The organism is Labrys sp. ALF-8 (assembly GCF_059699065.1).
Map to the genome: position 1 here is coordinate 1,098,462 of NZ_AP048537.1, position 25,376 is coordinate 1,123,837.

The window sequence follows — 25,376 nt, forward strand, 5'->3', positions numbered from 1 at the left end:
GTGCCAGGACGCCTACTCCTCGCCCATCGCGATCAGGCTGGCATTGCCGCCGGCGGCCGCGGTGTTGACCGCCACCACCTGCTCGGAGGCGAAGCGCTTGAGGTAATTGGGACCGCCTGCCTTGGGGCCGGTGCCCGAAAGGCCGACGCCGCCGAAAGGCTGGGTGCCGACCACGGCGCCGATCATGTTGCGGTTCACATAGATATTGCCCGCCGGCATGCGGTCGGTAACGGTCTCGATTGTCGTGTCGATGCGCGTATGGACGCCGAGCGTAAGACCGTAACCGCTCGCGGCGATAGCATCGAGCAGCGCCTCGAGTTTGCCCGCCTTCCAGCGCACCACATGCAGCACCGGTCCGAATACCTCGCGCTTGAGGTCTTCCACCTTGCCGATCTCGAAGATGTGCGGCCCGACATAGCTGCCCTCGGCCGGCGGCTCGGTGAGGAGATGCACCTTGGCGGCTGTCCTCATGGCCGCGATGTGGGCCTCAAGCCCGGCCTTGGCCTCGGCATCGATGACCGGGCCGACATGGACGGAGAGGTCGCGAGGGTCTCCCAGCTTCAGCTCCTCGGCCGCTCCCTTGATCATGGTGATGATCTTGTCGGCGACGTCGTCCTGCACGCACAGAAGGCGCAGGGCGGAGCAGCGCTGGCCAGCCGAACGGAAAGCGGAGAGCACCACGTCGTCGGCCACCTGTTCGGGCAGCGCGGTCGCGTCGACCACCATGGCATTGATGCCCCCGGTTTCCGCGATCAGCGGCACGATCGGTGCGTTCTTGGCCGCAAGAGCCCGATTGATCGCCCAGGCCGTCTCGGTCGAACCGGTGAAGGCGACGCCGGCCACGGCGGCGTTGCCGATCAGGGTGGCGCCGATATGGCCGTCGCCCGGTACGAATTGCAGGACGCTGCCGGGCACGCCGGCCTCGTGCAGGATCCTCACTGCCTCATAGGCGATCAGCGGGGTCTGCTCCGCCGGCTTGGCGACCACCGCATTGCCGGCGGCAAGCGCGGCCGCGACCTGGCCGAGGAAGATCGCGAGCGGGAAGTTCCAGGGACTGATGCAGACGAAGACACCGCGGCCGCGATGGAGGAGACGATTGTCCTCACCCGTGGGGCCGGGCATCGCCTCGCCTGCCTCGAACAGCCTGCGGGCCTGTGCCGCATAGTAGCGGCAGAAATCGACCGCCTCGCGCAGTTCCGCGATGGCGTCGTCGATGGTCTTGCCGGCTTCGACCTGCAGCAGGGAAAGAAGCTGGCCGCGGCGCGCCTCCATCAGATTGGCGGCGTTATCGAGCGCGGCGGCGCGCGTGGTGACCTCGGTGCGATCCCAGGCGCGGAAACCGCCCGCAGCGACCTTCATCGCCTCCCGCGCCTGATCCTCGCCGGCTTCGGTCACGGTACCCGCCACGGTCTTGCCGTCGACGGGCGAGATCACCGGCCGCGACTTGCCAGCCGCGGGCTTGCCGCCGATCAGGGGCGTGGCATCCACCCGGCCGCCCTTGGCGAGGTCGGCCTGCAGGCGTGCGAGGTCCTCGCGCGACCCGAGTTCGACGCCGTCGGAATTGTCCCGCTCCTCGCCATAGAGCTGGCTCGGCATGGGAATGCGGGGATGGCGTGCCTTCCTGGCGTTGCCGATCTGAATCTCGGGGCGGCGCAGCAGGCTGGAGATCGGCACGGCGGGATCGGCTGCAACGGAAACGAAGTTCGAGTTGGCGCCGTTCTCGAGCAGGCGCCGCACGAGATAGGCGAGCAGGTCTGCGTGGCCCCCGACAGGCGCATAGACGCGGCAGGACGTGCCGGGCCTCTCCTTCATCAGGGCCTTGTAGGCGAGATCGCCCATGCCATGCAGGCGCTGGAACTCATAGCCCTCGGTGCCGCCGGCGAGTTCGACGATGGTGGCGATGGACAGCGCATTGTGGGTCGCGAACTGCGGATAGATATGCGGTCGCGCCTGCAGCATGCGGCGGGCGCAATGGATGTAGTTGAGGTCCGTCACTGCCTTGCGGGTGAAGACCGGATAGTCTTCCAGCCCCCGCTCCTGGGCGCGCTTGACCTCGGTGTCCCAATAGGCGCCCTTGACCAGGCGCACCATGAGCCGTCGGCCGAGCGCCTTTGCCAGCGCCTCGACATATTCGATCACGGCATAGGCGCGCTTCTGGTAGGCCTGGATGGCGAGGCCGAAGCCGATCCAGCCCTCGAGGGCCGGATCCGCGAGAACGGCGGCGATGACATCGAGGGAGAGTTCGAGCCGGTCGGCCTCCTCGGCGTCGATGGTAAAGTTGAGGTCGTAGTCCCTGGCCTTGCGGGCGAGTTCCTTCACCAGCGGCACCAGTTCGGTCATCACGCGATCGTGGCTGAGAGCCTCGTAGCGCGGATGCAATGCCGACAGCTTGACGGAGATGCCGGGACGAGAGGGCAGCGCCGCCTTGCCGGCAGAGCGTCCGATAGCGTCGATCGCATCGCTGTAGCTCTTGAAATAGCGCTTGGCGTCCTCCGCCGTGCGCGCTCCCTCGCCCAGCATGTCGAAGGAATAGCGAAAGCCCCTGCCCTCGCCTGAAGCGGCCCGCTTGAGGGCATCGCCGATGGTCTGGCCCAGCACGAAATGCGAACCGAGTACCTTCATCGCCTGGCGGGTTGCGGTGCGCACCGCCGGCAGGCCGATGCGCTTGGCGAGCGAGGCGACGATGCCTTCCGGCGTTTCGCCGGGCTGAATCACCCGGGCGGTGACGCCAAGCGCCCAGGCCGATGCCGCCACCAGCCTCGCCTCCGACTTGGTCTCGCGATTGGCCCAGTCTCCCTGGCCAAGCTTGTCCTCGATGAGGGCGTCAGCCGTCTCCTTGTCGGGGACGCGCAACAGCGCCTCTGCCAGGATCATCAGCGCAAGCCCCTCCTGCGTCGAAAGGGAGTACTCGCGCAGGAAGTCCTCGATGCCGCCGATCGAGCCGACGCCCTTGCGGATTGCCTCGACAAGGCGGGTGGCGGTGGCGTCGATGCGGGCCTGGCCCGCCTGGTCGATGGCGGGATCGGCCAGCAACTGCGCCACAATGGTGGAATCGTCGGCTGCATAGGGCGCTTGGAACTGCGGAAGGCTCGGCATTTCAGTGACTCCCTTGGAGATGCTGGAATCTCTCACCGAATTCATAGTTTTTCGACGGCAATTTTTGCAAAATTGTAGCGATATTCCCTATATTAGTCGATATATATAGAGATATCCTCCATACCTGCGGGCTTGGTGTGCGGGCCTCCGGACCGACCCACCCTTGGGTGGGACGCCAGGATATCATCATGCCGCACCGGAGGCCGGCACAGCAGGATACGCGCATGCCCGAAACGTCCGCCATCGACCGTACCGACCGCAAGATCCTGCGCCTCCTGCAGGCCGACGGCCGCCTCGCAACCGTCGAGCTCGCCGAGCGCATCGGTCTCTCGCCGACCGCGACGACGGAGCGTATCAAACGTCTCACGCGCGACGGTTTCATCACCGGTTTCGGCGCTCGCCTCGATGCCGCCAAGCTCGACCGCTCGTTTCTCGTGTTCGTCGAGGTCCTTCTCGACAAGACCACGCCCGATGTATTCGACCGCTTCGCCGACGCCGTGCGTCGCACCCCGGACGTCGCCGAATGCCACATGGTGGCCGGCGGTTTCGACTATCTCCTCAAGGTGCGTGTGGCCGACATGGCCGCCTACCGCGACTTCCTCGGCAACGCGCTCTGGACCGTCCCGGGCGTACGCGAGACGAGGACCTATACAGTCATGGAGGAGGTCAAGGCGGATCAGGGACTGCCGGTATGAGGGCCCTTGGCGCTGCAGACGCAACGTCGTATGGGTGTGGCACAGCATCCCATCCCGATCCGGCAGAGCAGGAGCCCGCGATGACCAACGACAGAACACGGCGGCCGGCCGATCCCTGGAAACAGGCCGAGGCCGTTTTCAAGGCCAAGGGCCCGAAGGCTGCCGCGGCGCCCGCAAAGCCCGCCATTCCCAAGGCAAAGGAATTGGTCTCGCTGCGCCTGGACCGGGACATGATCGAGCACTACCAGGCTGAAGGAGCGGGCTGGCAGGACCGCATCAACGCGATCCTGAGGGAAGCCTCCGGTATTGACCAGGCCGAGGGCCTGCGCCCGGATGAGCTCAACGCTGAAAACGACGGGTAGGCGTCATTCCGGCGCAAGAACCGGAATCCATGAACACAGGCTCTTGCACGAGCGCGTCATGGATACCACGGTGGCTTTCGGCCATCCAGGAGCACAGCTGGCGAACTCAAGCCGGCGCCCCCTGGAGTTGCACCTCGATGGCGGCCTTGTCGATGACCGACCACACCTGCGCGATCTTTCCATCACGAAATTCATAGATAACGTTCTCGGCGAAGCGGACGCGCTTGCCGTTCACCGGTAGCCCGAAGAACCTTGCTTTCGGCCGGCAGTCGAAGAGTATCCGGCTCGCGATGCGAGGTGGATCCGAAATCAGCATCCCGACGTCGAAATAAAGATCGGGGATCTCGTCGAAATCCCGCTCCAGCATTGCAAGATACCCCGACAATCCGACTTGCCGGTCGTTGTGGATGGCGTCCCCGTGGACGAATTGCCCGAGCCTGGGCCACTCCTGCTTGTTCAGGCAGGCGATGTAGTTGCGATAGATCTCGGCAAGGTCGGCCTTGTTCACGGCGGTTGCCCCTGACTGGATGCGCGGAGTGCGGGGTATGTCTGGTAACGGTCCCCAAATTGCACCCCTTGCGCTTAGTTCCCTATCTGGAATTCCGGATCGGCGGGGATCTGCATGGCCGTGACCAGATGGTTGGTCTTTCCGGCAAGGCCGATCACGGCGAGGAGTTCGCCATATTGAGCATCGGTCATGCCCCTGGCGCGTGCGGCCGCGGTATGTGAATGGACGCAGTACTGGCAGCCATTGGCAGTGGAAACCGCGATATAGATCATCTCGCGGACCAGGGGATCGAGTGCGCCCTCGCCCACCATGACCGCCTTCAGATCTTCCCATGTCCGCTTCAGCAATGCGGGGTCATTGGCGAGGCCGCGCCAGAAATTGTTGACGAAGTCCGATTTGCGCGTGGCCCGGATATCGTCGAACACGGCCTTTGCGGCGGGGATGGCCTCCACCTCGGCATCGGTGAGCAGTCTGACGGTGGTCATCGATATCTCCTGGCTTCAGGGTTTCCAGACCCACTCTTTGCGAAGGACTCGGGGTCCAGGGAGGTTGGCCTGAAGGAGCTCGACTCACAAATCGGCATAACCCCGGCTTTTTGTCATTGCTGAGCTTGTCCCGGCAAGCAGGGATATGCAAACGCCGGAAAGGAGGGATCTCGATCAGGTGCTGAAGCTCCGGACTATCCCACCCGCTCCCCGCTTGCCGCATCGAACAGGTGCAGCGCCTTCTCGTCAAAACCGATGCCGATCTGCTCGCCGATCTCGCGCTGGAAATCCTTGTCGACCTTGACGGTCACGGTGGAAGAGCCGCAGCGGCAGGTCACGAGCGAGTGATCGCCGATCAGCTCGGTGGCGAAGACCTCGCCCGCGAACTTGCCGAGATCGGGCGTGGTGACACGGCAATCCTCGGGGCGGATGCCGGCCACGGCTTTCGCCGTGCTTGCATGGCCGTTGGTACCGAAGCTGCCGGCCGGCGATGAGAACTTTCCGTCCTGCAATTCGCCCTCGAGGAAATTCATCGGCGGCGAGCCGATGAAGCCGGCCACGAAAAGATTGGCTGGACGGTTGTAGATGTTTGCCGGCGTGTCGAGTTGCTGGAGCACGCCCTTGTCGAGCAGGGCCACCCGATGGGCGAGCGTCATCGCCTCCACCTGGTCATGGGTCACGTAGATGGTCGTGATCCCGAGTTCGTGCTGCATGTGCTTGAGTTCGGCCCTCATATGCCCGCGCAGCTTGGCATCGAGATTGGAGAGCGGCTCGTCCATCAGGAAGGCGGCCGGGCGGCGGATGATCGCCCGGGCAAGCGCCACGCGCTGACGCTGGCCACCGGAGAGCTGGCGCGGGTAGCGGTCGAGCAGATGGTCGAGCTGGACCTGCCGCGCAACGTCCTTCACCGCCGCCTCGATCTCGGCCTTGGGATGTTTGCGCACGGTGAGGGGATAGGCGATGTTCGCGAACACCGTCTTGTGCGGATAGAGCGCATAGGACTGGAACACCATCGCAATGTCGCGGTACTTCGGCAGGATGTTGGTGACGTCCCGCTCGCCGATATAGACATTGCCGGAGGTCACCGTCTCCAGCCCGGCGATCATGCGCAGCGCCGTGGTCTTGCCCGATCCGGAGGCGCCGAGGAGCACCAGGAATTCGCCGTCCTTCACGTCCAGGTCGAGACCCTTGACGACGTCGACGGCGCCGAACGACTTGTGAATGTTCTTCAGCGTCACTTGCATCGGCAACGTATCCCGGCGACTGGTTCAAACATTGGTATCTCTGGCACGACGTCGGCCATTCCCTTCTCCCCTGTGGGGAAGGTTAAGGGATGGGGGTCGTATCGGATGGGGCGCTCCCCGTCGAGCAGCCCGCCCCACCCTTCTATTTCCTCCCCATAAGGGGCAGGAAAGGTCCAGGCGACACGCTCCATTCTATGCGGTCCAGCCAAGCTCAACGCATTTTCTCCAGCGCATCCGATCATCGCCCTACCCCTTCACCGCGCCGACCATCAGGCCACGCGCGATATGTTTCTGCAGGAAGGACGCGATGACGATGACCGGCACGATCATGATGACGATCAGCACGGACATGTACCACCATTGCGGGCCACGGGTCGTGTTCTGGGCCGAGACCAGCACCGGCATGGTCTGCGCGTTGGCGTTGGAGAGGAACAGCGCCAGGAGGTATTCGTTCCAGGCCAGGATCAGCACCAGCATGAAGGTGGCGGCAAGGCCCGAACGCACCAGCGGCAGGGCGATGGTGAAGAACACGCGCAGCTTGGAGGCGCCGTCGATCTCCGCGCTCTCCTCGAGATCGATCGGGATGCCGGCAAAGAAGTCGCGCGTCAGCCAGACCACGATGGGCAGGTTGACGGCGGTATAGGTGGAGATCAGCGCGACCTGCGTGTCGAGCAGCTTGAGATTCTGGAACATCACATAGATCGGCAGCACGGCCACGATCGGCGGCATGATACGGTTCGAGATCATCCAGAACTCGATATCGCTGTTGCCGAGCGCTGCCTTGAAGCGCTTGCCGATAGTGCCGAGGATTAGGAAGAACAGCACGATGGCGGCGATGGTCGCCACCTGCCAGGGCACCGAGAATTGCGTCACAGCCAGGATGATGCCGATCACCAGCAGGATGAAGGAGGCGACGGCAGCGATCTTCACCTGGAACTGGATGCGGACCAGTGCATAGGCGGCGGCCGAACCGATCAGCAGCGCCAGGATGGTGCTGGAGAGCGCGACGATGATCGAGTTCACATAGGGCCAGAGCGTGTTGTTCTGGAACAGCATGAAGTTCCAGGCATCCAGCGTCGGCTGGAAATCGACGAAGGGGATGTAGTAGGGCCCGGCATCGACCTGGATCTGCACTTTGAGCGAGGTGACGAGCACCCAGTACAGCGGGAACAGCACCACGAATGTCCAGCCGAGCAGGACGAGATAGGTGAGTGCCTTCGGCACCGGCGCCATCTCTTCGAGGCTCCGGCGCTCGAAAAGGCGCTGCATCAGCGGGCGTGTATCGGGAGCCGTTGACATCACTGATATCTCCTGGTCGGCCGCACCACGAAGTTGAAGAAGGAGACGCAGGTGATCGTCGAGACGAACAGAAGAAGATAGCCTACGGCCGCTGAGCCGCCGAGGTCCTGGGTGCGCCAGGCGATGAAGGAATGCAGCGTCAGGGATTCGGTGGCGAGGCCCGGACCGCCCGCCGTGAGCACGTTCGGCATGTCGATGATCTTGAAGGCCTCGATCAGGCGGATCAGCACCACGGTCGCGGCAACGGGCGCGATGGAAGGCCAGGTGATGTCCTTGAAGATCTGCCACGGACCCGCGCCGTCGAGATGGGCAGCCTCGAGCTGGTCGCGCGGCTGGTTCTCCACCGCCGCCAGCAGGACGATGAACATGAAGGGGGTCCACTGCCAGGTGTCGCCGATCATCACCATCAGCCGGGCCGACCATGCCTCGGTCGCCCAGGACCACTGGCTGACGCCGAAGATCTGGCTGAGAGGCGCGAACGGCCCCTTCTGCATGTCCGCAAGCATGCGGAAGATGTAGGCCACGCCCACCGGCGTCACCATCACCGGAATGAAGAAGATCACGCGGAACCAGTTGCGGGCCCGGATGGGCTGGGCGCAGAGCAGCGCCAGGCCGAGGCCGATCAGGAACTGGAAGAACACGCCGACGATAACGTAGAGCAGTGTATTGAGCAGGGTACCGGGTATGGATCCGGCAAAGACCGTGGCGAGTACGACATACCAGACGCCGACGATGAGGCTCGCCGTGATGAGCCGGCCCAGCAGGCCCAGCACGTTGAAACCGGTCATGGCGAAACGCACGAGCCAGACCAGCATCAGGGCGATGGCGACAGCCAGCAACACCCAGCCGAGTGGGCCCAGTGCCTTGAGCGTGCCAAGGAAATGATATTGCTGCACGCCGAGAAAAAGGCGGCTGTAATTGTAGAAGCCGATGAAGGTCAGCTTGAAGCTGCCGGCCGCCAGGGCGAAGCGAGACAGTGACAGATAGGCCGAGGCGATCAGCGGGAAGATGGCGAAGGCCAGCAGGATGAGCACCGCCGGGAGCACCATGATGCGGCCGGAATGGCGGTCGATCCACTGCGACAGACGCTCGCGCCGGTCGGTTTCGTCGGGGATGGAGACGTTGACGGCCATGAGCTGCCCGATATTGCGAAACTTGGCCGGGAACGCTCAGCGGCTGGGACCGCGGTCGTCCCCGTCCGCCTCTTTGAAACGGTACGGGTACAATAGGATAAGTGCTGACGGGCACGTCTACCGCCCCAGTCACTGCGACTTATCGAAAAGCCGTGGCGGCAGGCCGCCACGGCCGTGCCATGCGCTTACTTCGCGCCGAGCGTGTTCTTGTAGAACTTCAGCTGATCCTCGGTGCCGATCTGGTCGTTGAGGTCCTTCCAGCCATCGGCGATGGTCTTGATGGTGGTATCCTCGTCGATCTCGCCGGCCAGGTAGCGGGCAATCGCCTCGTCCAGCACGACCTGCTGGTACTTCTGGTTCTGCGGGATACGCAGGTCCAGCACCATGTTGGGGCTGTTGAGGCTGTCCTTGATGGCGCCGAGATAGAAACCGGCGGCCTTCTCGCTCATGCCACCCTTCTTCCAGCTGTCATTGTAGGAGAGCTGCGACAGGCGATAGGGATTGAAGCCGGTCTTGCCGATGGTGACGTCGACATTGGATTGAGCCGGGGCGCTGAGATAAGAGAAGAAGGCGTAGGCAGCGTCCTTCACCTTGTCGCTCGCCTTGGCATTGATGCCGCCGCTCCAGCCGCCGAAGGCCGCGTAGGGCGCATGGTTCACGCCGTCGATGGCATTGGGGCAATTATCCTTGGTGCAGGCTTCGAGCTTGCCCGTGTCGACGTTCAGCACTTCCTTGGAGCCGGGCATGATGGTGGCGCCGGTCTTGTCGATCACCTTGGAGGTGGCGGGATCGATGGCGAGCACGCCGACATCACCCCAGTCCAGGTTCAGGGCGCATTTGCCGGAGGTGAACAGCGGGCGGGTGTCGGAGACATCCATGTTGAGCTCGTCCGGCGGGCCGTATTTGCTCGATTCCTTCAGGAAGGCCAGCGCCTTGCGGAAGGCCTCGTTGTCGACGAGCGGCGTCATGTCCTTGGTGTTGAAGAAGGTGCCCTGCGCCGTACCCTTCGACTGGGTCATCGAGCTGACCACGTCGGTGACGAACCAGTAGCTCTGGGCGTTGCGCTTCTTGGCGATGCAGGAGCCGTAGACCTTCTGGCCGTCGACCTCCATGCCGTTCAGCTTCTTGGCATCTTCCAGATATTCGTCCCAGGTCGTCGGCGGCTTGAGGCCAGCCTTCTCGAAGATGTCGGTACGGTAATAGAGCATGTGGAAGTCGCCATCGAGCGGCACGAGATAGGTCTTGCCGCCGTAGCTCGACGAGAAATCGCGGAAGAACGGCGCGATGTCGTTCCACTCGATGTTCTTGTCCTTGGCGACCCGGTCGCCAATGTCTTCCAGATACCCGCCGGCGACATAGTCCACCATCCACTGCGGCGCGAACACTGCCGCGTCGACCGAATTGGTGCCGCTCGCCCAGTCCGTCAGGACCTTCTGGTAGAGGTCGGAGAAGGGAACCGCGATCACATTGATCTTGGCGCCGGTCAATTTCTCGAATTCAGGCGCCCGCCGCTGCAGCGGCTCCTGAATTGCGCCGGTCTGCGTCATGACATTCACTGTCACGCCGTCGAATTCGCCCGCGCCCGCAGGCAGAGCCGTGGTGGCAAGGGCCACGGCCGCGACGGCAGCGCTGAAAACTCCGAGTTTCGAAGCCATCCAATCCTCCCAATTTCATGCTTTTATTGTCATGCATGTCATTGCAAATGGTCTCGCGACGTAGCGATCCACTGCATGTTGGTGATTATGCCATCGCCGCTGACAAAACGTCAAATGTCGGAAGATTCATTTCGGCTGCGCGCGGTTGGGCAGCCTGCCGGCCGGAACTTTACCCGCCGGGCTTTCGTTTCCCGGGAAGGTCGGCCCGCGGCATTGCGGGCCCCGTTGGAAGCACCGGTACGCTACGTTCCCCGCCACCGCCGCGCCGGTCCTGAAGAAAGTGGTTTAGCGAAATGATCGACAACATTATCCCCCATGACGCCCTTGTTCTCGTCGGCGATGGCCGGAAGGCCCTGTTCCTCCGCAACAAGGGACGCGCCGCGCATCTGCGCCTGGAGGTGGAGGACGTTTTCCAGCAGGACAATCCCTCGACTTCCGAACAAGGCACCGATCAGCCCGGGCGCGCAGTGGCGGGCGTGGGAAGTGGGCGCAGCGCCATGGAAGAGACCGATTGGCACCGGCTGGCCGAGGAACGCTTCGCCGCCGAAATCGCCGGCACGCTCTACAGGCGCATTCATGCCGGCCATTGCAACAAGCTCGTCGTCGTCGCTCCTCCGAAGGTGCTCGGCGAGATGCGCAAGGCCTTTCATAAGGAGGTCACGGCCCGCATCTCGGCCGAAGTCCCCAAGGAGCTGACCTCCCACCCCGTATCGGAGATCGAGAAGATCCTCTCGGCTTTGTAGGTGCGGCGGCGACTATGCTTTGCACGTCGTGATCCATCCTGTTTAAGATCCCGCCGGCTGGTCTTCGGCGCGCATGTTGCACCGTATTGCGCGGCCCGAAGACGCGCGGGACAGCCACAACAACCAGGCAAATCAATATCGGGGATGGGAAACATGACGAATGACGAGCTCAAGGCCTTCAACGCCACACGCAAGATCTATCAGATTGCCTGGGTCACATGGGATCTGGAGAAAAGCCTGAAAGCCTGGGTGGAGAACCTCAAGGTCGGGCCCTGGAAGGTCTTCTCCTTCACCAACGATACGGTGAGGAACCTCAAGGTCGGCGGAGAGCCCGTCACCGAACCCTTCAAGTTCCTGATCGCCATTTCCTGGATCGGGGACATGGAAGTGGAAATCATCCAGCCGGTCTACGGACCGACCATCTACAAGCGCTTTCTCGAGGAGAAGGGCGAGGGACTTCACCACATCAAGGAAAAAATCGAGGAAAGGGACTTCGACGCCGTGCTGGCGGGGTACAAGGCGCTCGATATCGACGTCACCCAGACCGGCCAGTTCTTCGCCGACTTCCACTTCTATCTCGATACGGAGAAGAAGGTCGACTTCATCTACGAACTCGGAAACTGCCCGGTCCAGGACCTGCCCGCGGGCATGTATACCATCTACCCGCCGCAATAGATGCGGGGGCGACCCCTCTGGCTCAGGCGTTGATGCGGTCGAGTTCCGGCATCAGGACGACGCTCTCCTGCTCGTTTGGGTCGGTGCGTGAGATCACCGCCGTGCAGGGTTCGGTGTCGCTGAGATTGTAGGGAAGATGCGGCATGTTGGCGGGGATGTAGACGAAGTCCCCGGCCCTGGCGACCATGTGATGTTCGAGCTTCTCGCCATAGTGCATGCCGCTCTCGCCCGTCAGCACGTAGATGGCCGTCTCATGCGCCTCATGCCTGTGCGCCTTGGCACGGGCACCCGGCGGAATGGTGACGATCTGCATGTGGATGGAGCGGGAGCCCACGGTCTCTGACGAGATGGCTGGGGCATAGGAGAAGCCCTGCTTGCCGATGAAAGGGGTACTGCTGCGCAGCACCGTGCAGACTGGCTCCCGGTTCGGCTTGGCGGCTGTCTCGGTCATCATGGGTCTCCCGTCGGTCCTGGACGTCGGCCATCTAGGCCGGCCGACGTGACCGGGCCGTGACCATCGCGCTATGTCCGGCCCTGCCGCTCTATCAGCATGGAGTCGCCGAACTCGTGCGGGCGATATTGCCACGCTTCGGCCATCAGGACGAGGCGGTGCAGCACCTTGTCGTCGGCGAAGGCGCGCAGGAGTTCGAAATGACTTTCGCCGGGCTGGTGGACGCCGGTAAGAATGGCATCGGTGACACGCAGACTTGTCTGCGGTCCGATGCGCCCGCGTGCGGTACCATCTCCCCAGGCGACATATCCCGTTTGCGCCGCCGCCGTTTCGAGCGCCCGTACGACGCTGGTCCCGATGGCGATGATGCGCCCGCCACGTGCCCTGGTCTCGTTCACCGCTGCAGCAGTTGCCCGGCAGATGCGGTACGGCTCGTCCAGTGGGAATCGCCGGTCGAGCGCCGGATCCCCTGTCGAGGAGATGCCGGCGGCATGCGTGAGGGTGGCAAAGCCGACCCCGCGCTGCCGCCATGCCGCAAGGGTATGCCAGCCGAGCGAGAACCCTGCCGAGGGCGCTTCGAAGGCCATGGGATCGGCGGCAACCGGCGTCCAGACATCCCATAGGGCCAGGGGCTGCTCGACGTGGGCATACTGGATGGGCCGACCATGTCGTGCCAGCCCGGTGAAAAAGCCGGCCCGGTCCGAGGCGAAGCGCAAGGCCAGCAAGCGCGGATGATCGCACAGGTGTTCCACGACCGCTGCAAGAGGCCCCAGGACGAGACGGTCGCCGGGCGATATTTGGGGTGGCGGGGACCTCTCCTCCGTGAGGGTGCGATAGTCGCCCCCTCCGAAGGCAACAGCTAGGAAATGGGGACAGTCGCCCGGCTCAATCCAGGCTGCAAGTCGGATCTCGATCGCCTCGCCGCTCGCCTCATGCCTGCCGTGGAGGCTCGCCGGTAACGTCGCCGCGTCATTGGCCACCACGAGGTCGCCCGCGCGAAACAGCTGTCCCAGCGCGCGGCGCGGCAGATGCCGGATCTGCCCCCCGACGTCCAGCGAAAGGAGCCTCGGACCGTCGCGACCGGGACTGTCGGCAAGGATCATGGCTGGACCTCGGCCGTTGCGGCGGACGCCCCGGCGAGCGCATCGCGGATGCTCTCGACGATCTCGCCGGCGGCCATCGCCGGCGCTTTCAGGGCGGCGCGATCGGCTTCCGGAACCGCAATAGCGTGCAGGGGCGTGTCCATGTCACCGGGATCGATGGACAGGAAGCGCACATTCTCGCCCTTCGCCTCTTCCGCCCATATGGCGGTGAGCTGACGCAGGGCGGCCTTGCTCGCGCCATAGGCACCCCATCCGGCATAGGCGCTGACGGCGGCATCGCTGGAGATGTTGACGACGACGGCCCCCCGCCCCTCGCGCGCCGAGGCGGCGAGAGCGCCATAAAGCGCCTTGGTCAGCCGGAAGGGTCCGACGAGATTGGTGGCCAGCGCCTGTTCCAGTTCCTCGCATTGGGTATCCGCCAGCAGCGCAAGCGGGACCGGCCCAAGGCTCGAAGCGTTGTTGATGAGCACGTCGAGCCCCCCGAGCATGCCGAGGATCTGCAGGCAGAGGGGATGGATGTCTTCCTTGCGGGCGATATCGCCGACGAGGCCGTGGGCACCCGACTCGCGGGCGATCCGTTCCACCGTGGCCGTCGTTCGCGCAATGAAGGCCAGGTGCGCGCCTTCGGCGGACAACCGCCGGACCAGCGCCAATCCCAGGCCTGACGTACCTCCCGTAATGGCCACTCGCAGCCCGGCAACGGCATTGTGATCGGACATGGACCAAAGCTCCTTCGTTCAATGAAGGCACATGGATACAAGTTCAAGTGAACTTGAAGTCAAGAGCCGCATGTGCTCTAGTCCGCCAATGGATGTCGTGCTTCCCATCAGTGAAATCGCGCGGCGCAGCGGTGTCGCCTCGTCGGCTCTCCGCTTCTACGAGGAGCGTGGCCTCATCAGTTCGGAGCGGGCAGGATCGGGGCATCGCCGCTATCCCCGCTCGACGCTACGCCGTATCGCCTTCATCGTCTTTGCGCAGAAGATCGGCTTGAGCCTCGATGAGATCGGAGTCCAGCTCGCCAGGCTGCCGGCGGACCGGGTCCCCTCGCGCCAGGACTGGCGGAAGCTCTCGGGCGAGTGGACGAAGAGGGTCGACGAGCGGATCGCAGAACTGCAGCGCCTCCGGGCCGGGCTGACCGAATGTATCGGCTGCGGCTGCCTGTCGATCGACCGCTGCCGCCTCGCCAATCCGGCGGACGAAGCCAGCCGCAGGGGTCCCGGCGCGCGGAACTGGATGGGGTGACGCCCCCGGACGGCTGCTCAGAAGAAGGCGGCCGCAGTCTCCGGCGAACCCTCCAGGGCATGCGCCATGAATTCGAGCCCGGTGCGCAACCGTTCACGGCTGATCGGCCCGCCCAAACCGACTCGCACCGCTTCCGGCGGCGGGCCGGCCACGGTGAAGGCGTCGCTGACAACGACGCCGATACCGGTGCGGCGGACATGGCTGGCGAAGGCAGATCGCGTCCAGCCATTGCCGAGCGGCAGCCAGATGTTGAAGCTGAGCGGATCGGAAAGATAGGTGCCCGGCTCGAAGAACTGGGAGGCCAGCTTTTCCCGGGCTGCTGCCTCGGCGCGAATGAAGCGCAGGATGGTATCGGCGGTGCCGTCCTCGATCCAGCGCGTCGCCACGGCTGCGGTCAGCGGGGAAGCCATGACCGAAAGCGCCCGCAAGGCGGCGACGAAAGACCAGCCCGCCCGTGCATCGGGAGCCACGACATAGGCCAGGCGCAGGCCCGCGCCAATGCACTTGGCCAGGCCCGCAATGTGCCAGCAGATGTCCGGGGCGATCGCCGCCAGGGGCGGCGGCCCATAGGCCGGAATGAAGCCATAGGCATCGTCCTCGACGACCTGCAAGCGGTGCCGGCGCGCCACAGCGCAGATCTCGGAACGCCGCCGTTCAGGGATGGTCACCGTCGTCGGGTTCTGCAAGGTCGGATTGAGATAGAGCGCCTTCGGATGATGGCGCCGCACGGCTTCCTCCAGCGCCTCGGGCAGGATGCCGTCGCCATCGGTCTCGAGCCCGACGAGGTTGAGGCCGAGCTGGGCGGTGATCGAGCGCACGCCCGGATAGGTGATCGCCTCGGACAGCACCGTATCGCCCGTTTTCGCGAGAAGGCTCAAGATGCCTACGAGGGCGGGATGTGCGCCGGGCGTGACGAAGATGCGCTCCTGGGCGGGCACCAGGGCACGCCGACCGAGCCAGGCCGACGCGGCATCCTTGTCCATCGGTGCTCCGCCGAAGCCCTGGTAGCGCAGCAGCGGCAGAAGATCCCGCGCGACGCTGACGAAGCCGTCCTGCATGCGGGCGACGAGTTCCGGATCATCAGGCTCGGGCGGCATGTTCATCGAGAAGTCGGCGAGTTGCTGGCGCCGGGGATCGCCATCGTCGCGCAGGGCGGCATTGCTGCGCACGAAACTGCCGCGGCCGACGGTCGACTCGATCAGACCGCGCTTGCCCGCCTCGACATAGCCGCGGGCCACCGTGGTGAAGTCGACATCCAGCACAGCGGCGAGCTTGCGCTGGGGTGGAAGGCGAGCGCCCACCGCGAGGACGCCCTGCGCGATGTCCTGCGCGATGGCGTCCGCGATCGCGAGATAGAGCGGTCCCTCGCTTCGAGCCAGATCGGGTCGCCAATCCTTCATGCAGACCTCCAGTCACCTCATAAATTGACTGTATATTGAAGGCCTCACCGCCTGTCATTCATAAATTTCAAGATAATTGACTGCATCTTAGCCGGAAGAGCCAATGCGGGATTTTGAAGCATAATGAACCGTATATCCGCATATAAATTGACCATCTTTGACCATATGAGATCAATGTTGACAGTAATGTTGAATGGATTTTTGGATTTTTTGACGACTAATTGACTGCTTGAGTGTTGGCACGCCGATTGCCTTGCAGAGCAAGCGACCGCCGAGGGGCGTGTCCTGCCCAAAGAGGAGTTTCAGCATGCCAGCCGTCACCAAGCCCGCTCATCAGAAGGGCGACTATTTCGTCGACTACGAGCAGAAGCTTTTCGAGGACGTGAAAGCCGAGCCGGGTGAGAAGGCTCTCGTGACCTTCCACACCGTGGCCTTCGAAGGCTCCATCGGCTTCGTCAACCTGCTGCAGGCCACGCGCCTCAAGCGCAAGGGCTTCGACACCTCGGTCCTCCTCTACGGCCCGGGCGTGACGCTCGGCGTCCAACGCGGCTTTCCCAAGCTCGGGGACGAGGCTTTTCCAGGCCATCTCAACTTCAACAACCAGATCGAGAAGTTCCTGGCCGAGGGCGGCAAGGTTTATGCGTGCCGCTTTGCCCTGCAGGCCCTCTACGGCCACGGCGAACCCTCGCTCATTCCGGGCATCCAGCCGATCAGCCCGCTCGACGTTCTCGACCTCATCCTGCTTCACCGCAAGGACAACGCCTTCATCCTCGATACCTGGACCTTGTGAGGCACCGCGCCGGCGGGGTCCGCCCCGCCGCCCGACAAATCGAGCGGAGGATCAGGAATGACCGCAAAGACATCGATCAGGGCCGCCGCCGTGCAGATCGCGCCGGACCTCACCTCCCGGGAAGGCACGATCGCCAAGGTGCTGGCCGCCGTCGCGGATGCTGCCGGCAAGGGTGCCGAACTCGTGGTGTTTCCCGAGACCTTCGTGCCCTGGTACCCCTATTTCTCGTTCGTCCTGCCTCCCGTGCTCACCGGCAAGGAGCATCTGCGCCTCTACGAGCACGCCGTCAGCGTTCCGAGCCCCGCCACGGACGCCGTGGCCGCTGCCGCCCGCCAGCACGGCGTGGTCTTGGTCCTCGGCATCAACGAGCGCGACCACGGCTCGCTCTACAACACCCAGCTCGTCTTCGACGCCGACGGCACGTTGCGCCTCAAGCGGCGCAAGATCACGCCGACCTTCCATGAACGCATGATCTGGGGCCAGGGCGACGGATCGGGTCTCGCCGTGGTCGATACCGCGGCCGGGCGCATCGGCGCCCTCGCCTGCTGGGAGCACTACAACCCCCTCGCCCGCTATGCCCTGATGGCCCAGCACGAGGAAATCCATATCGCGCAGTTTCCCGGCTCGCTGGTGGGGCCGATCTTCGCCGAGCAGATCGAAGTCACCATCCGCCACCACGCGCTCGAAAGCGGCTGCTTCGTCGTCAACGCCACGGGCTGGCTGACGGAGGCCCAGATCGCCTCGATCACGCCGGACGAAGGCCTGCAGCGCGGCCTGCGCGGCGGCTGCATGACGGCGATCGTCTCGCCCGAGGGCCGGCATGTCGTGCCGCCCCTCACCGAGGGCGAGGGCATTCTCCTGGCCGACCTCGACATGAGCCTGATCCTCAAGCGCAAGCGGATGATGGACTCGGTCGGCCACTATGCGCGCCCCGAACTCCTGCATCTCGTGCTCGACGGCCATGCCGCCAGCGCCCTCGAATTCGCCGCCCCCCTTGCCGAACAACCCGATCCAAGGAGCCTGTCCGATGGAAAACGCAGCAACCCTGCCGACGACGCAGTTGATCAACGAGTTGCAGTCCTTCGGAGCGCGGCTGGTTGACCCGAAGGCCGGGCATGAGAGCCGCCGGGGCGGCGCAGGTCCATCCGACCACAAGGCGATGACCATCGACGGCATGACCGTGATGGTGCCCGTCCATACCGCGCCGGCCTTCGAAAGCCCCTATCTCGTCGAGAGGCCCGATGCCTTCGGCCGGAGCCGCATCAGTCGGGAGGGGCGGCCTGTCGGCGAAGTCACCTTCCCGCTGCGCCCGCGCTTCTACGACATGACCACGGCCGACGGCACGCCCTACTCCAAGATCGCGGTGCTCCACGGCCGCGACGTGCTGGCCACGACGGTGCTGCAGACCTGCATTCGCTACCAGAGCCGCACCAAGACCTGCCAGTTCTGCGCCATCGGCCAGTCCCTCGCGGCCGGTCGCACCATCGCGCGCAAGACGCCGGCACAGCTGGCGGAGGTAGCGAAGGCAGCCGTCGAGCTCGACGGCGTCAGGCATATGGTGATGACGACGGGTACTCCGCGCGGCGAGGATCGTGGAGCCGCCGTCCTCGCCGACAGCGCGCGAGCGATCAAGGCCGCCGTCGACCTGGCAATACAGGCCCAGTGCGAACCGCCGGAGGACGACGCCTGGTTTGAGCGCCTGCGCGAGGCGGGCGTCGACGCTCTCGGCATGCACCTGGAAGCGGTCACCCCTGAAGTCCGCGAGCGCATCATGCCGGGCAAGGCGCAGGTATCGCTCGAGAAATACATGTCGTCCTTCGCAGCCGCCGTGCCGGTCTTCGGCCGGGGCCAGGTGTCGACCTACATCCTGGCCGGCCTGGGCGACACGCCCGACGCAATCCTCGCGACGTGCGAGAGGCTGGTGGCCCTCGGCGTCTACCCGTTCGTGGTGCCCTTCGTGCCGATTTCCGGCACGCCGCTCGAAAGCCACCCCACGCCGCCGCCCGCCTTCATGCACGCCGTTCTCGGCCCCCTGTCGGCCATGCTGGTGAAGGCCGGCCTGAAGGCTGCCGACATCAAGGCCGGTTGCGGGCGCTGCGGGGCCTGCTCGGCTCTGTCCGCCTATGAGAGGATGCAGGTGAAATGATCTTCGAGCCGTTCAAGCCGTTCATCGCGAGCGAGTTCCAAGTCAAGTTCGCCACGCAAAACTGGGAACGCGCCGGTGCCCTCGCTCTCCGGCGTGCCGTGTTCTGCGAGGAACAGGGCCTGTTCGACGGGCACGACATCGATGCCATCGACGATCGCGCCATCCCCATCGTGGCGCTCTCGATGCTGGCGGTCGCAGCCGACCGGGTCGTTGGCACTGTCCGCATCCATGAGGAGACGGACGGCGTGTGGTGGGGGTCGCGCCTTGCCGTAGCCGCCGACTATCGCAAGGTCGGTGCGCTTGGCGCCTCTCTCATCCGCCTCGCGGTCTCCTCAGCCCATGCGAAGGGGTGCCGGCGCTTCCTCGCCCGCGTGCAGGAGCAGAACGTGCTGCTCTTTCGCCGGCTGCATTGGCGCAGTGTCGAGGAGATCGAACTGCTCGGCCGCCGGCATCATCTCATGACTGCGGATCTCGACCACTACCGCCCCTTCGAAAATGCCGAGCAGGGCTTCCGCGCCCTCGCCCGCAAGGCCGCGTAAGGGAAATGGAGATGACGATCCACCTCGCTGACCTAGCGGCATCCCTTCGCGAAAACCGCGGCATCAACGGCAAGCGGGACATCGCCGCCGTGGCGGCCAATCTGGGCCTCTCCGCCGACATGCCCATCCCGGTCGGCGACGATTGCGCCGTCATCGAGGAGGCGAATGGTCACCTTCTCTTCGCCATCGAAGGCTTCATGAACGAATTCGTCGCACGCGACCCCTGGTTCGCCGGCTGGTGCGGGGTCATGGTCAACATCTCGGACGTGGCCGCCATGGGAGGACGCCCCATCGCCGTAGTGGACGCCGTCTGGGCCGACGGCGAGGCAGGGGCGGCGCCCGTGCTTGCCGGCCTGCGCGCGGCCGCCCGCGCCTATGGCGTGCCGATCGTCGGCGGCCACACCAATGTGCGGACGGATCGCGGCCAGCTCTCCGTCGCCATACTCGGACGCGCGGGCAGGCTCCTGACCAGCTTCGACGCCCGGCCGGGCGATACGCTCATTGCCGCGATCGACCTGAGGGGGCGCTATCGCGAGCCCTTCTCGAACTGGGAGGCGGCAACGGATGCGCCACCCGCCCGGCTCCGCGCGGACATCGAGATCCTGCCATCGCTTGCCGAGGATGGCCTGGCGCGCGCGGCCAAGGACATCAGCCAGGGCGGCATCGTCGGCACGACGATCATGCTCGCCGAGTGCTCGGGCGCAGGCATCGACCTCGATCTCGGCGCCGTCCCCATGCCGCCGGGCGTGCCGATGGAGCGCTGGCTCACCACCTTTCCGAGCTTCGGCTACCTGATCGCCGTGAAGCCGGGCGATGCGGGAACCGTCATCGACCGCTTCGCCCGGCGCGACATAGGCGCAGCGGCGATCGGGTCCTTCAACGGTTCCCGCGAGGTTGCGATCTCGCTGGGAAGGCACCGCGAAGTCATCCGCGATCATGCGATCCAGCCACTGCTCGGCCTGTCGCGACAGGAGGCTGCGGCATGAGCATCCCCGGTCCGCTCCGCATCGCGATCCTTACCCACTCGACCAATCCGCGCGGAGGAGTCGTGCACGCCCTCGCACTGGGAGAAGCCCTGACGGCCCTCGGTCATGAGGCGGTGGTGCATGCGCCGGACGCCAGGACAGCGGGTTTCTTCCGGAAGGCGCGCTGCGAAACCGCCTGCGTGCCCGCCGCCTCCTTCGAGGGGGATACCCTCGCCATGGTGGAGACGCGCATCGCCGACTACCAGCGCTATTTCAGCGACCATGCCCGCCGCCGTTTCGATGTGTTCCACGCCCATGACGGCATTTCCGGCAACGCACTCGCGACTCTGCGCAAGGAGCGGCTGATCCCCGCCTTCGCCCGCACCGTGCACCATGTCGACCATTTCGAAGATCCCCGTATCGCAGCACTGCAGGCCCGCTCCATCCACGGCGCGGACCGGCATTTCGTGGTCAGCGAGCATTGGCGCCGCGGGCTCGGGCGCGACATGGGGATCGCCGCGGCCGTTGTCGGGAACGGTGTCGATACCGCATTCTTTCAGCCCGAGAAGGACGGCACGGAGCCCGGGCTGGTGCGCCGCCTCGGCCTTGGACGAGGGCCCGTCTTCCTGAGCGTCGGCGGGGTGGAGAAACGCAAGAACACACTCCGCATCCTGCAGGCGTTCAGCCAGGCGCAGGCCGTGCTGCCAGGCTCCCAGCTCGTGCTGGCGGGCGGCGCCTCGGTTCTCGACCACGCCGCCTACCAGGCCGAATTCAGGCTGGCTCTCGGCCAGTCCCGTCTCCTGCCCGGCTCCGTGGTGCTGACGGGGCCGATACCCCAAGCCGACATGGCCGCCCTCTACCGAATCTCATCGGCGCTGGTTTTTCCCTCCCTCAAGGAGGGATTCGGACTGGCCGTCATCGAGGCCATGGCGTGTGGGATCCCGGTCATCGTCTCGCATATCGCACCCTTCACCGACTACCTCGCCGATGGCGACGTGGTCTGGTGCGATCCGATGTCGACGGGCTCGATCGCGGACGCGATGATCGCGGCCATCCGTTCTCCGCAACGCGAAAGGCTGGTCCAGCGTGGCCTGGCGGTCGCCTCGCGGCACAGTTGGGCCGACACCGCGCGCGCCCACCTGCCCATCTATCGAACCCTTGGAGCACGCCAGCATGCCTGAGATGCGCTTTGTCATACGCTGGCCCGATGGCGAGGAAGTGAGCTGCTACTCCCCCTCCCTCGTCATCAAGGACTATTTCGCGCCGGGTGGCTGCTATTCGCTGGCCGACTTTCTCGAACGCAGCCGCACCGCCCTCAATATCGCCAGCGACCGTGTGGAGGCCCGATACGGCGTGCCCTGCTCACGGGCGCTCGGGCAGTTGCACGACATCGAAGTCCACGCCCGCCGCTTCGCCGATACCCCCGCCCCCACCGTCACCTGTATCACCTTTGTCGAATGAAGGAGCTGCCCATGCGTGCCCCTCTTCCCACCCATCACAGCGTCGTCGTGATCGGCGGCGGACAGGCCGGCCTGTCCGCGAGCCACCACCTCGAACGGCACGGCATCGACCATGTCGTCTTCGAGAAGAACCGCATCGCCCACACCTGGCGCAACCAGCGATGGGATGCCTTCTGCCTGGTGACCCCGAACTGGCAATGCCAGCTGCCGGACTTTCCCTATGCCGGCCCCGAGCCGCACGGTTTCATGCCGCGCGACGAGATCGTCGCCTATGTCGAGGCCTTCGCCCGCCGGATCGGCGCGCCGGTCCGGGAAGGTGTCGCCGTTACGCGTGTGGCACCAGAGGAAGGAGGCTTTCTCGTGGAGACGAGCGAGGGCCGTGTGACCGCGGACGCCGTCATCCTGGCCGTCAGCGCCTACCACGTGCCCAATATCCCGGCGATGGCCGCCAGCATTCCCAAGGGCATCGTCCAGATTCACTCCTCCGCCTACAGGAATCCCGCCCAGTTGCCGCCGGGCAAGATCCTCGTCGTCGGTTCCGGCCAGTCCGGTTGCCAGATCGCGGAGGATCTGCATCTGGCGGGCCGCTCCGTGCACCTCGTCGTCGGCAGTGCGCCGCGCTGCCCTCGCTTCTATCGCGGGCGCGACGCGGTGGACTGGCTCGACGATCTCGGCCAGTACGAGATGACGGTCGAGGATCACCCGCTCGGAGACAAGGTCCGCAGGAACGCCAACCATTATCTCACCGGGCGGGGAGGCGGCCGCGACATCGACCTGCGCCGCTTTGCGAGCGAGGGCATGGTCCTGCATGGCCGTCTCACAGGCATCGAGGACGGGCGACTGGCCCTCGCCGACGACCTTGCCCGCAACCTCGACGCCGCCGATACGGTCTATAACGGTATCTGTGCCCTGATCGACCGTCACATCGCCGAAAAGGCCATCCCTGCGCCGGAGGGGTCGCACTACAGCCCCGTCTGGCAACCCGGCGAACCCGTACACAGCCTCGACCTCGAAGCCGCGGGCGTCACCGGCATCGTATGGAGCACCGGCTTCCGTTCGGATTGGTCATGGGTGGAGCTGCCCTTCCTCGACCAGACCGGCTATCCCGCACACCGGCGCGGCGTGACGAATGTGCGAGGCCTCTACGTAGTCGGCATGCCGTGGCTCTGGACCTGGGGGTCGGGGCGCTTCCTCAGCGTCGGCCGGGACGCCGGCTTCGCGGTCGACCATCTCGCGACGCTGCGGGCGAACGAGACGCGTGCGACGCCTGTCCGAATGGCCGTCTGAAGGCACTTTCCATGAACGCTCCGCTTCTGATCGATCGACCGCTTGCCCATGAACTACACGAGGCGCAGGCCGCCTTTGGCCCAGTGCTCCTCGGCATGCCGCACCTGGCCCTGAACGGCCTGTCGGAAACCTGGCTGCTCAAGGAACTGGGGCACCGGCACTGGCTTATGCTGGCGCAAATGGCCGGCCGCCCGGTACCCGACTTCAGGGACGCGGCCGGCGCGCCCGTCTACGCAGCCTTCCGTTCGGTTGAAGTCTGCGAGGCGGCCTTCGAACGCGTGCGGGAGAACGACGTCCTGCATATCCGCAGCGCGCTGTCGCGGATCTCCCGCACGCAGATGCGCAGCCGCCACGAACTCGCGATCGGCGGCGCCCCCATCGGTTCGGTGACCATGACCTCGGTCTTCGTGCACCGCAGGTCAGGGTCTTCCAATCATTCGATCGCCCGCATCGAAGTCTCCGGCCTTCCGCCCTTCGACCCAGCCACGCGCCCCATCGCCGCTCGATCCGACTCGAGTTGCACGCCCGGCATCGCGTATGCCGCCCTGGCGTTCACGCCCTGCCCAAGCCAGGACTTCAACGGTGCGGGCTTCCTTTACTTCACCAGCTTCGTGGCTTTTGCAGAGAGGGCGGAATGGGCCGTGGCGCCCAGCCTGGCACGAGGCGGCATCCTGCAGCGGGATATAACCTATTTCGCCAACCTCGATCCGGGCGAAGGAATCACCGTCCACCTCGCCGAGGCAGCGCACCAAGGCGGCATCCGACTTCTTCATTGCCGTATCGAACGCAGCAGCGATGGTATGCTGCTTGCCGACATCCGGACACAAAAGCGCATTTAGGGGTTTGCGATTGCCAGGCAGCGCGCGAGCGATCGCGGCTTGCTGGCGTCACCCGGGTCTTGCGTGAGGTGGGCCATATCCACGACAACATCGTGGAATCCAGCCGGACGCCCCCGTTCGGCGGCTCAACCGGAACGTCCGTGCCATGATGCAGCGCCCGCCCGCCGAGCCGGGAATGTCGATCGACGAGATCGACACGCCCGCCCTCGTCCTTGATCTCGATGCCCTCGAAGCCAATCTCGATCTCATGGCGAAGCTCGCTGGCGCCGCGGGCGTGCGGGTGCGCCCTCATGCCAAGACCCATAAATCGCCGGTGATCGCGCGGTTGCAGATGGATCGCGGCGCCGTGGGCCAATGCGTGCAGAAAGTCGGCGAGGCCGAGATCCTCGCCTGGGGCGGCGTGCCCGACATCCTCGTGAGCAACGAGGTGGTCAGCCCGGTGAAGCTGGCGCGCCTCGCCGCTCTCTCGAGGATCGCCCGCGTCGCCGTCTGTGCCGACAACCTTCTCGGTGTGGCGGCGATCGAGGCAGCGGCCGCCGACGCAGGCGTCAGGATGCCGGTGCTGATGGAGATCGAGGTCGGCTCCACCCGCTGCGGCCTGCCGCCGGGACCCGAGGCGCTGGCCCTCGCGCAACGGATCGCCGCGAGCCCTCATCTCGTCTTCGGGGGCCTCCAGGCCTATCACGGGCGCGCCCAGCACCAGCGCAGCCTCGAGGAGCGCGGCGCCAGTATCGGACGCACCGCCGAACTCACGGGACAAATGGTTGAGGATCTGCGCCGGGCCGGTCTCCCCTGCCCCATCGTGGGCGGCGCGGGAACCGGCACTTTCGCGCTCGAAGCGGCGAGCGGCGTCTTCAACGAGCTGCAGGTCGGCTCCTATGTCTTCATGGACGCGGATTACGGCCGCAACGCCCCGGCGCCGCCGTTCCGCCAGGCCCTCTTCGTGCTCGGCACGGTGATGAGCGTGCCGAGCCCGGACACGGCCGTCGTCGATGCCGGCCTCAAGGCCCTGGCGACGGACAGCGGCCTGCCCCTCCTCTGGCAACGGGACGGCATCGCCTATGTCGGAGCCTCCGACGAACACGGCAAGCTCGCTGTCGAACCCCACGCCACACCCCCGAGGCTCGACGAGCGCGTCATGCTCGTGCCCGGCCATTGCGATCCCACCGTGGATCGATACGACTGGTATGTCGGCGTGCGATCCGGCCGGGTCGAGTGCCTGTGGCCGGTGGCCGCCCGCGGCGCGATGAGCTGATTCC

The 25,376-nt window shown here is 65.2% G+C and carries 26 protein-coding genes; 15 read left to right on the forward strand and 11 right to left on the reverse strand.

The annotated features are described in order from the left end of the window. Positions 1 to 12 precede the first annotated feature (12 nt). On the reverse strand, positions 13 to 3,096 hold the full coding sequence (gene putA / locus AC6H34_RS05015) for a bifunctional proline dehydrogenase/L-glutamate gamma-semialdehyde dehydrogenase PutA (RefSeq protein WP_497538087.1): 3,084 nt from the start codon (positions 3,094 to 3,096) through the stop codon (positions 13 to 15). A 224-nt stretch (positions 3,097 to 3,320) separates the two neighbouring features. Here putA and AC6H34_RS05020 point away from each other — a divergent pair, with 224 nt between their 5' ends. Together AC6H34_RS05020 and AC6H34_RS05025 are read left to right on the forward strand one after the other, a co-directional pair. Beyond that, the gene (locus AC6H34_RS05020; RefSeq protein WP_448151058.1) at positions 3,321 to 3,791 is read left to right on the forward strand and encodes an Lrp/AsnC ligand binding domain-containing protein; all 471 of its coding nucleotides are present in this window, start codon (positions 3,321 to 3,323) and stop codon (positions 3,789 to 3,791) included. A gap of 80 nt (positions 3,792 to 3,871) precedes the next feature. Next, the gene (locus AC6H34_RS05025) at positions 3,872 to 4,153 is read left to right on the forward strand and encodes a BrnA antitoxin family protein (RefSeq protein ID WP_497538088.1); all 282 of its coding nucleotides are present in this window, start codon (positions 3,872 to 3,874) and stop codon (positions 4,151 to 4,153) included. A gap of 106 nt (positions 4,154 to 4,259) precedes the next feature. Here the strand turns inward: AC6H34_RS05025 and AC6H34_RS05030 are convergent, their stop codons facing one another. The 6 genes from AC6H34_RS05030 to AC6H34_RS05055 form a co-directional block, all read right to left on the reverse strand. Beyond that, positions 4,260 to 4,661, reverse strand: coding sequence for an ester cyclase (locus AC6H34_RS05030; RefSeq protein WP_448151056.1), 402 nt, complete (start codon positions 4,659 to 4,661; stop codon positions 4,260 to 4,262). Positions 4,662 to 4,735: 74 nt separating this feature from the next. Further along, positions 4,736 to 5,146 (reverse strand): carboxymuconolactone decarboxylase family protein, encoded by a 411-nt coding sequence (locus tag AC6H34_RS05035; protein ID WP_448151055.1) that lies wholly within the window; start codon positions 5,144 to 5,146, stop codon positions 4,736 to 4,738. A 194-nt stretch (positions 5,147 to 5,340) separates the two neighbouring features. Continuing rightward, entirely contained in the window at positions 5,341 to 6,390 is a 1,050-nt protein-coding gene (locus tag AC6H34_RS05040; RefSeq protein ID WP_497538089.1) for an ABC transporter ATP-binding protein, read from the reverse strand. A gap of 246 nt (positions 6,391 to 6,636) precedes the next feature. Beyond that, entirely contained in the window at positions 6,637 to 7,689 is a 1,053-nt protein-coding gene (locus tag AC6H34_RS05045) for a carbohydrate ABC transporter permease (protein WP_497538090.1), read from the reverse strand. Further along, positions 7,689 to 8,822 (reverse strand): carbohydrate ABC transporter permease, encoded by a 1,134-nt coding sequence (locus AC6H34_RS05050; RefSeq protein ID WP_448151052.1) that lies wholly within the window; start codon positions 8,820 to 8,822, stop codon positions 7,689 to 7,691. Before AC6H34_RS05050 ends, AC6H34_RS05045 begins: the two co-directional genes overlap by 1 nt. 185 nt (positions 8,823 to 9,007) lie before the next feature. Continuing rightward, complete coding sequence (locus tag AC6H34_RS05055; protein ID WP_448151051.1) at positions 9,008 to 10,477, reverse strand: ABC transporter substrate-binding protein; 1,470 nt, start codon at positions 10,475 to 10,477, stop codon at positions 9,008 to 9,010. Positions 10,478 to 10,770: 293 nt separating this feature from the next. Here AC6H34_RS05055 and AC6H34_RS05060 point away from each other — a divergent pair, with 293 nt between their 5' ends. Continuing rightward, positions 10,771 to 11,220, forward strand: a complete 450-nt coding sequence (locus tag AC6H34_RS05060; protein WP_497538091.1) for a baeRF12 domain-containing protein — start codon at positions 10,771 to 10,773, stop codon at positions 11,218 to 11,220. A gap of 153 nt (positions 11,221 to 11,373) precedes the next feature. Then, complete coding sequence (locus tag AC6H34_RS05065; protein WP_497538092.1) at positions 11,374 to 11,895, forward strand: VOC family protein; 522 nt, start codon at positions 11,374 to 11,376, stop codon at positions 11,893 to 11,895. Positions 11,896 to 11,917: 22 nt separating this feature from the next. On the opposite strand, the gene AC6H34_RS05070 is transcribed toward AC6H34_RS05065, so the two are convergent. From AC6H34_RS05070 to AC6H34_RS05080, 3 genes are all read right to left on the reverse strand, one after another. Next, complete coding sequence (locus AC6H34_RS05070) at positions 11,918 to 12,349, reverse strand: cupin domain-containing protein (protein ID WP_497538093.1); 432 nt, start codon at positions 12,347 to 12,349, stop codon at positions 11,918 to 11,920. A gap of 68 nt (positions 12,350 to 12,417) precedes the next feature. Further along, on the reverse strand, positions 12,418 to 13,449 hold the full coding sequence (locus AC6H34_RS05075; RefSeq protein ID WP_497538094.1) for an S-adenosylmethionine:tRNA ribosyltransferase-isomerase: 1,032 nt from the start codon (positions 13,447 to 13,449) through the stop codon (positions 12,418 to 12,420). After that, positions 13,446 to 14,168 (reverse strand): SDR family oxidoreductase, encoded by a 723-nt coding sequence (locus AC6H34_RS05080; protein WP_448151046.1) that lies wholly within the window; start codon positions 14,166 to 14,168, stop codon positions 13,446 to 13,448. The genes AC6H34_RS05075 and AC6H34_RS05080 overlap by 4 nt, the downstream gene beginning before the upstream one ends. A gap of 88 nt (positions 14,169 to 14,256) precedes the next feature. On the opposite strand from AC6H34_RS05080, the gene soxR reads away from it, so the two are divergent. Further along, positions 14,257 to 14,691, forward strand: coding sequence for a redox-sensitive transcriptional activator SoxR (soxR, locus tag AC6H34_RS05085; protein WP_448151417.1), 435 nt, complete (start codon positions 14,257 to 14,259; stop codon positions 14,689 to 14,691). A gap of 17 nt (positions 14,692 to 14,708) precedes the next feature. Here soxR and AC6H34_RS05090 read toward each other — a convergent pair whose 3' ends face one another. Beyond that, positions 14,709 to 16,091, reverse strand: coding sequence for an aminotransferase-like domain-containing protein (locus AC6H34_RS05090; RefSeq protein ID WP_448151045.1), 1,383 nt, complete (start codon positions 16,089 to 16,091; stop codon positions 14,709 to 14,711). Between the two features lie 307 nt (positions 16,092 to 16,398). Between AC6H34_RS05090 and AC6H34_RS05095 the strand changes: the two genes are divergently transcribed. From AC6H34_RS05095 to AC6H34_RS05140, 10 genes are all read left to right on the forward strand, one after another. Further along, entirely contained in the window at positions 16,399 to 16,881 is a 483-nt protein-coding gene (locus AC6H34_RS05095; protein ID WP_448151044.1) for an MSMEG_0572/Sll0783 family nitrogen starvation response protein, read from the forward strand. Positions 16,882 to 16,938: 57 nt separating this feature from the next. Beyond that, positions 16,939 to 17,982, forward strand: a complete 1,044-nt coding sequence (locus tag AC6H34_RS05100; RefSeq protein WP_448151043.1) for a Nit6803 family nitrilase — start codon at positions 16,939 to 16,941, stop codon at positions 17,980 to 17,982. Further along, a complete protein-coding gene (locus tag AC6H34_RS05105) occupies positions 17,909 to 19,027 on the forward strand; it encodes an MSMEG_0568 family radical SAM protein (protein ID WP_497538095.1) in 1,119 nt (372 codons plus the stop codon). Before AC6H34_RS05100 ends, AC6H34_RS05105 begins: the two co-directional genes overlap by 74 nt. Then, positions 19,024 to 19,566: an MSMEG_0567/Sll0786 family nitrogen starvation N-acetyltransferase gene (locus tag AC6H34_RS05110; protein WP_497538096.1), complete on the forward strand. Its 543-nt coding sequence runs from the start codon at positions 19,024 to 19,026 to the stop codon at positions 19,564 to 19,566. Before AC6H34_RS05105 ends, AC6H34_RS05110 begins: the two co-directional genes overlap by 4 nt. An 11-nt stretch (positions 19,567 to 19,577) precedes the next feature. Then, on the forward strand, positions 19,578 to 20,552 hold the full coding sequence (locus AC6H34_RS05115; RefSeq protein WP_497538097.1) for a sll0787 family AIR synthase-like protein: 975 nt from the start codon (positions 19,578 to 19,580) through the stop codon (positions 20,550 to 20,552). Beyond that, positions 20,549 to 21,712 (forward strand): MSMEG_0565 family glycosyltransferase, encoded by a 1,164-nt coding sequence (locus AC6H34_RS05120; protein ID WP_497538098.1) that lies wholly within the window; start codon positions 20,549 to 20,551, stop codon positions 21,710 to 21,712. The genes AC6H34_RS05115 and AC6H34_RS05120 overlap by 4 nt, the downstream gene beginning before the upstream one ends. Then, positions 21,705 to 21,992: an MSMEG_0570 family nitrogen starvation response protein gene (locus AC6H34_RS05125; protein WP_448151038.1), complete on the forward strand. Its 288-nt coding sequence runs from the start codon at positions 21,705 to 21,707 to the stop codon at positions 21,990 to 21,992. Before AC6H34_RS05120 ends, AC6H34_RS05125 begins: the two co-directional genes overlap by 8 nt. An 11-nt stretch (positions 21,993 to 22,003) precedes the next feature. After that, positions 22,004 to 23,278, forward strand: a complete 1,275-nt coding sequence (locus tag AC6H34_RS05130) for an MSMEG_0569 family flavin-dependent oxidoreductase (protein ID WP_497538099.1) — start codon at positions 22,004 to 22,006, stop codon at positions 23,276 to 23,278. Positions 23,279 to 23,289: 11 nt separating this feature from the next. Continuing rightward, positions 23,290 to 24,117: a Pnap_2097 family protein gene (locus AC6H34_RS05135; protein WP_497538100.1), complete on the forward strand. Its 828-nt coding sequence runs from the start codon at positions 23,290 to 23,292 to the stop codon at positions 24,115 to 24,117. A 145-nt stretch (positions 24,118 to 24,262) separates the two neighbouring features. Beyond that, entirely contained in the window at positions 24,263 to 25,372 is a 1,110-nt protein-coding gene (locus tag AC6H34_RS05140) for a DSD1 family PLP-dependent enzyme (RefSeq protein ID WP_497538101.1), read from the forward strand. The last annotated feature ends 4 nt before the right edge of the window (positions 25,373 to 25,376 follow it).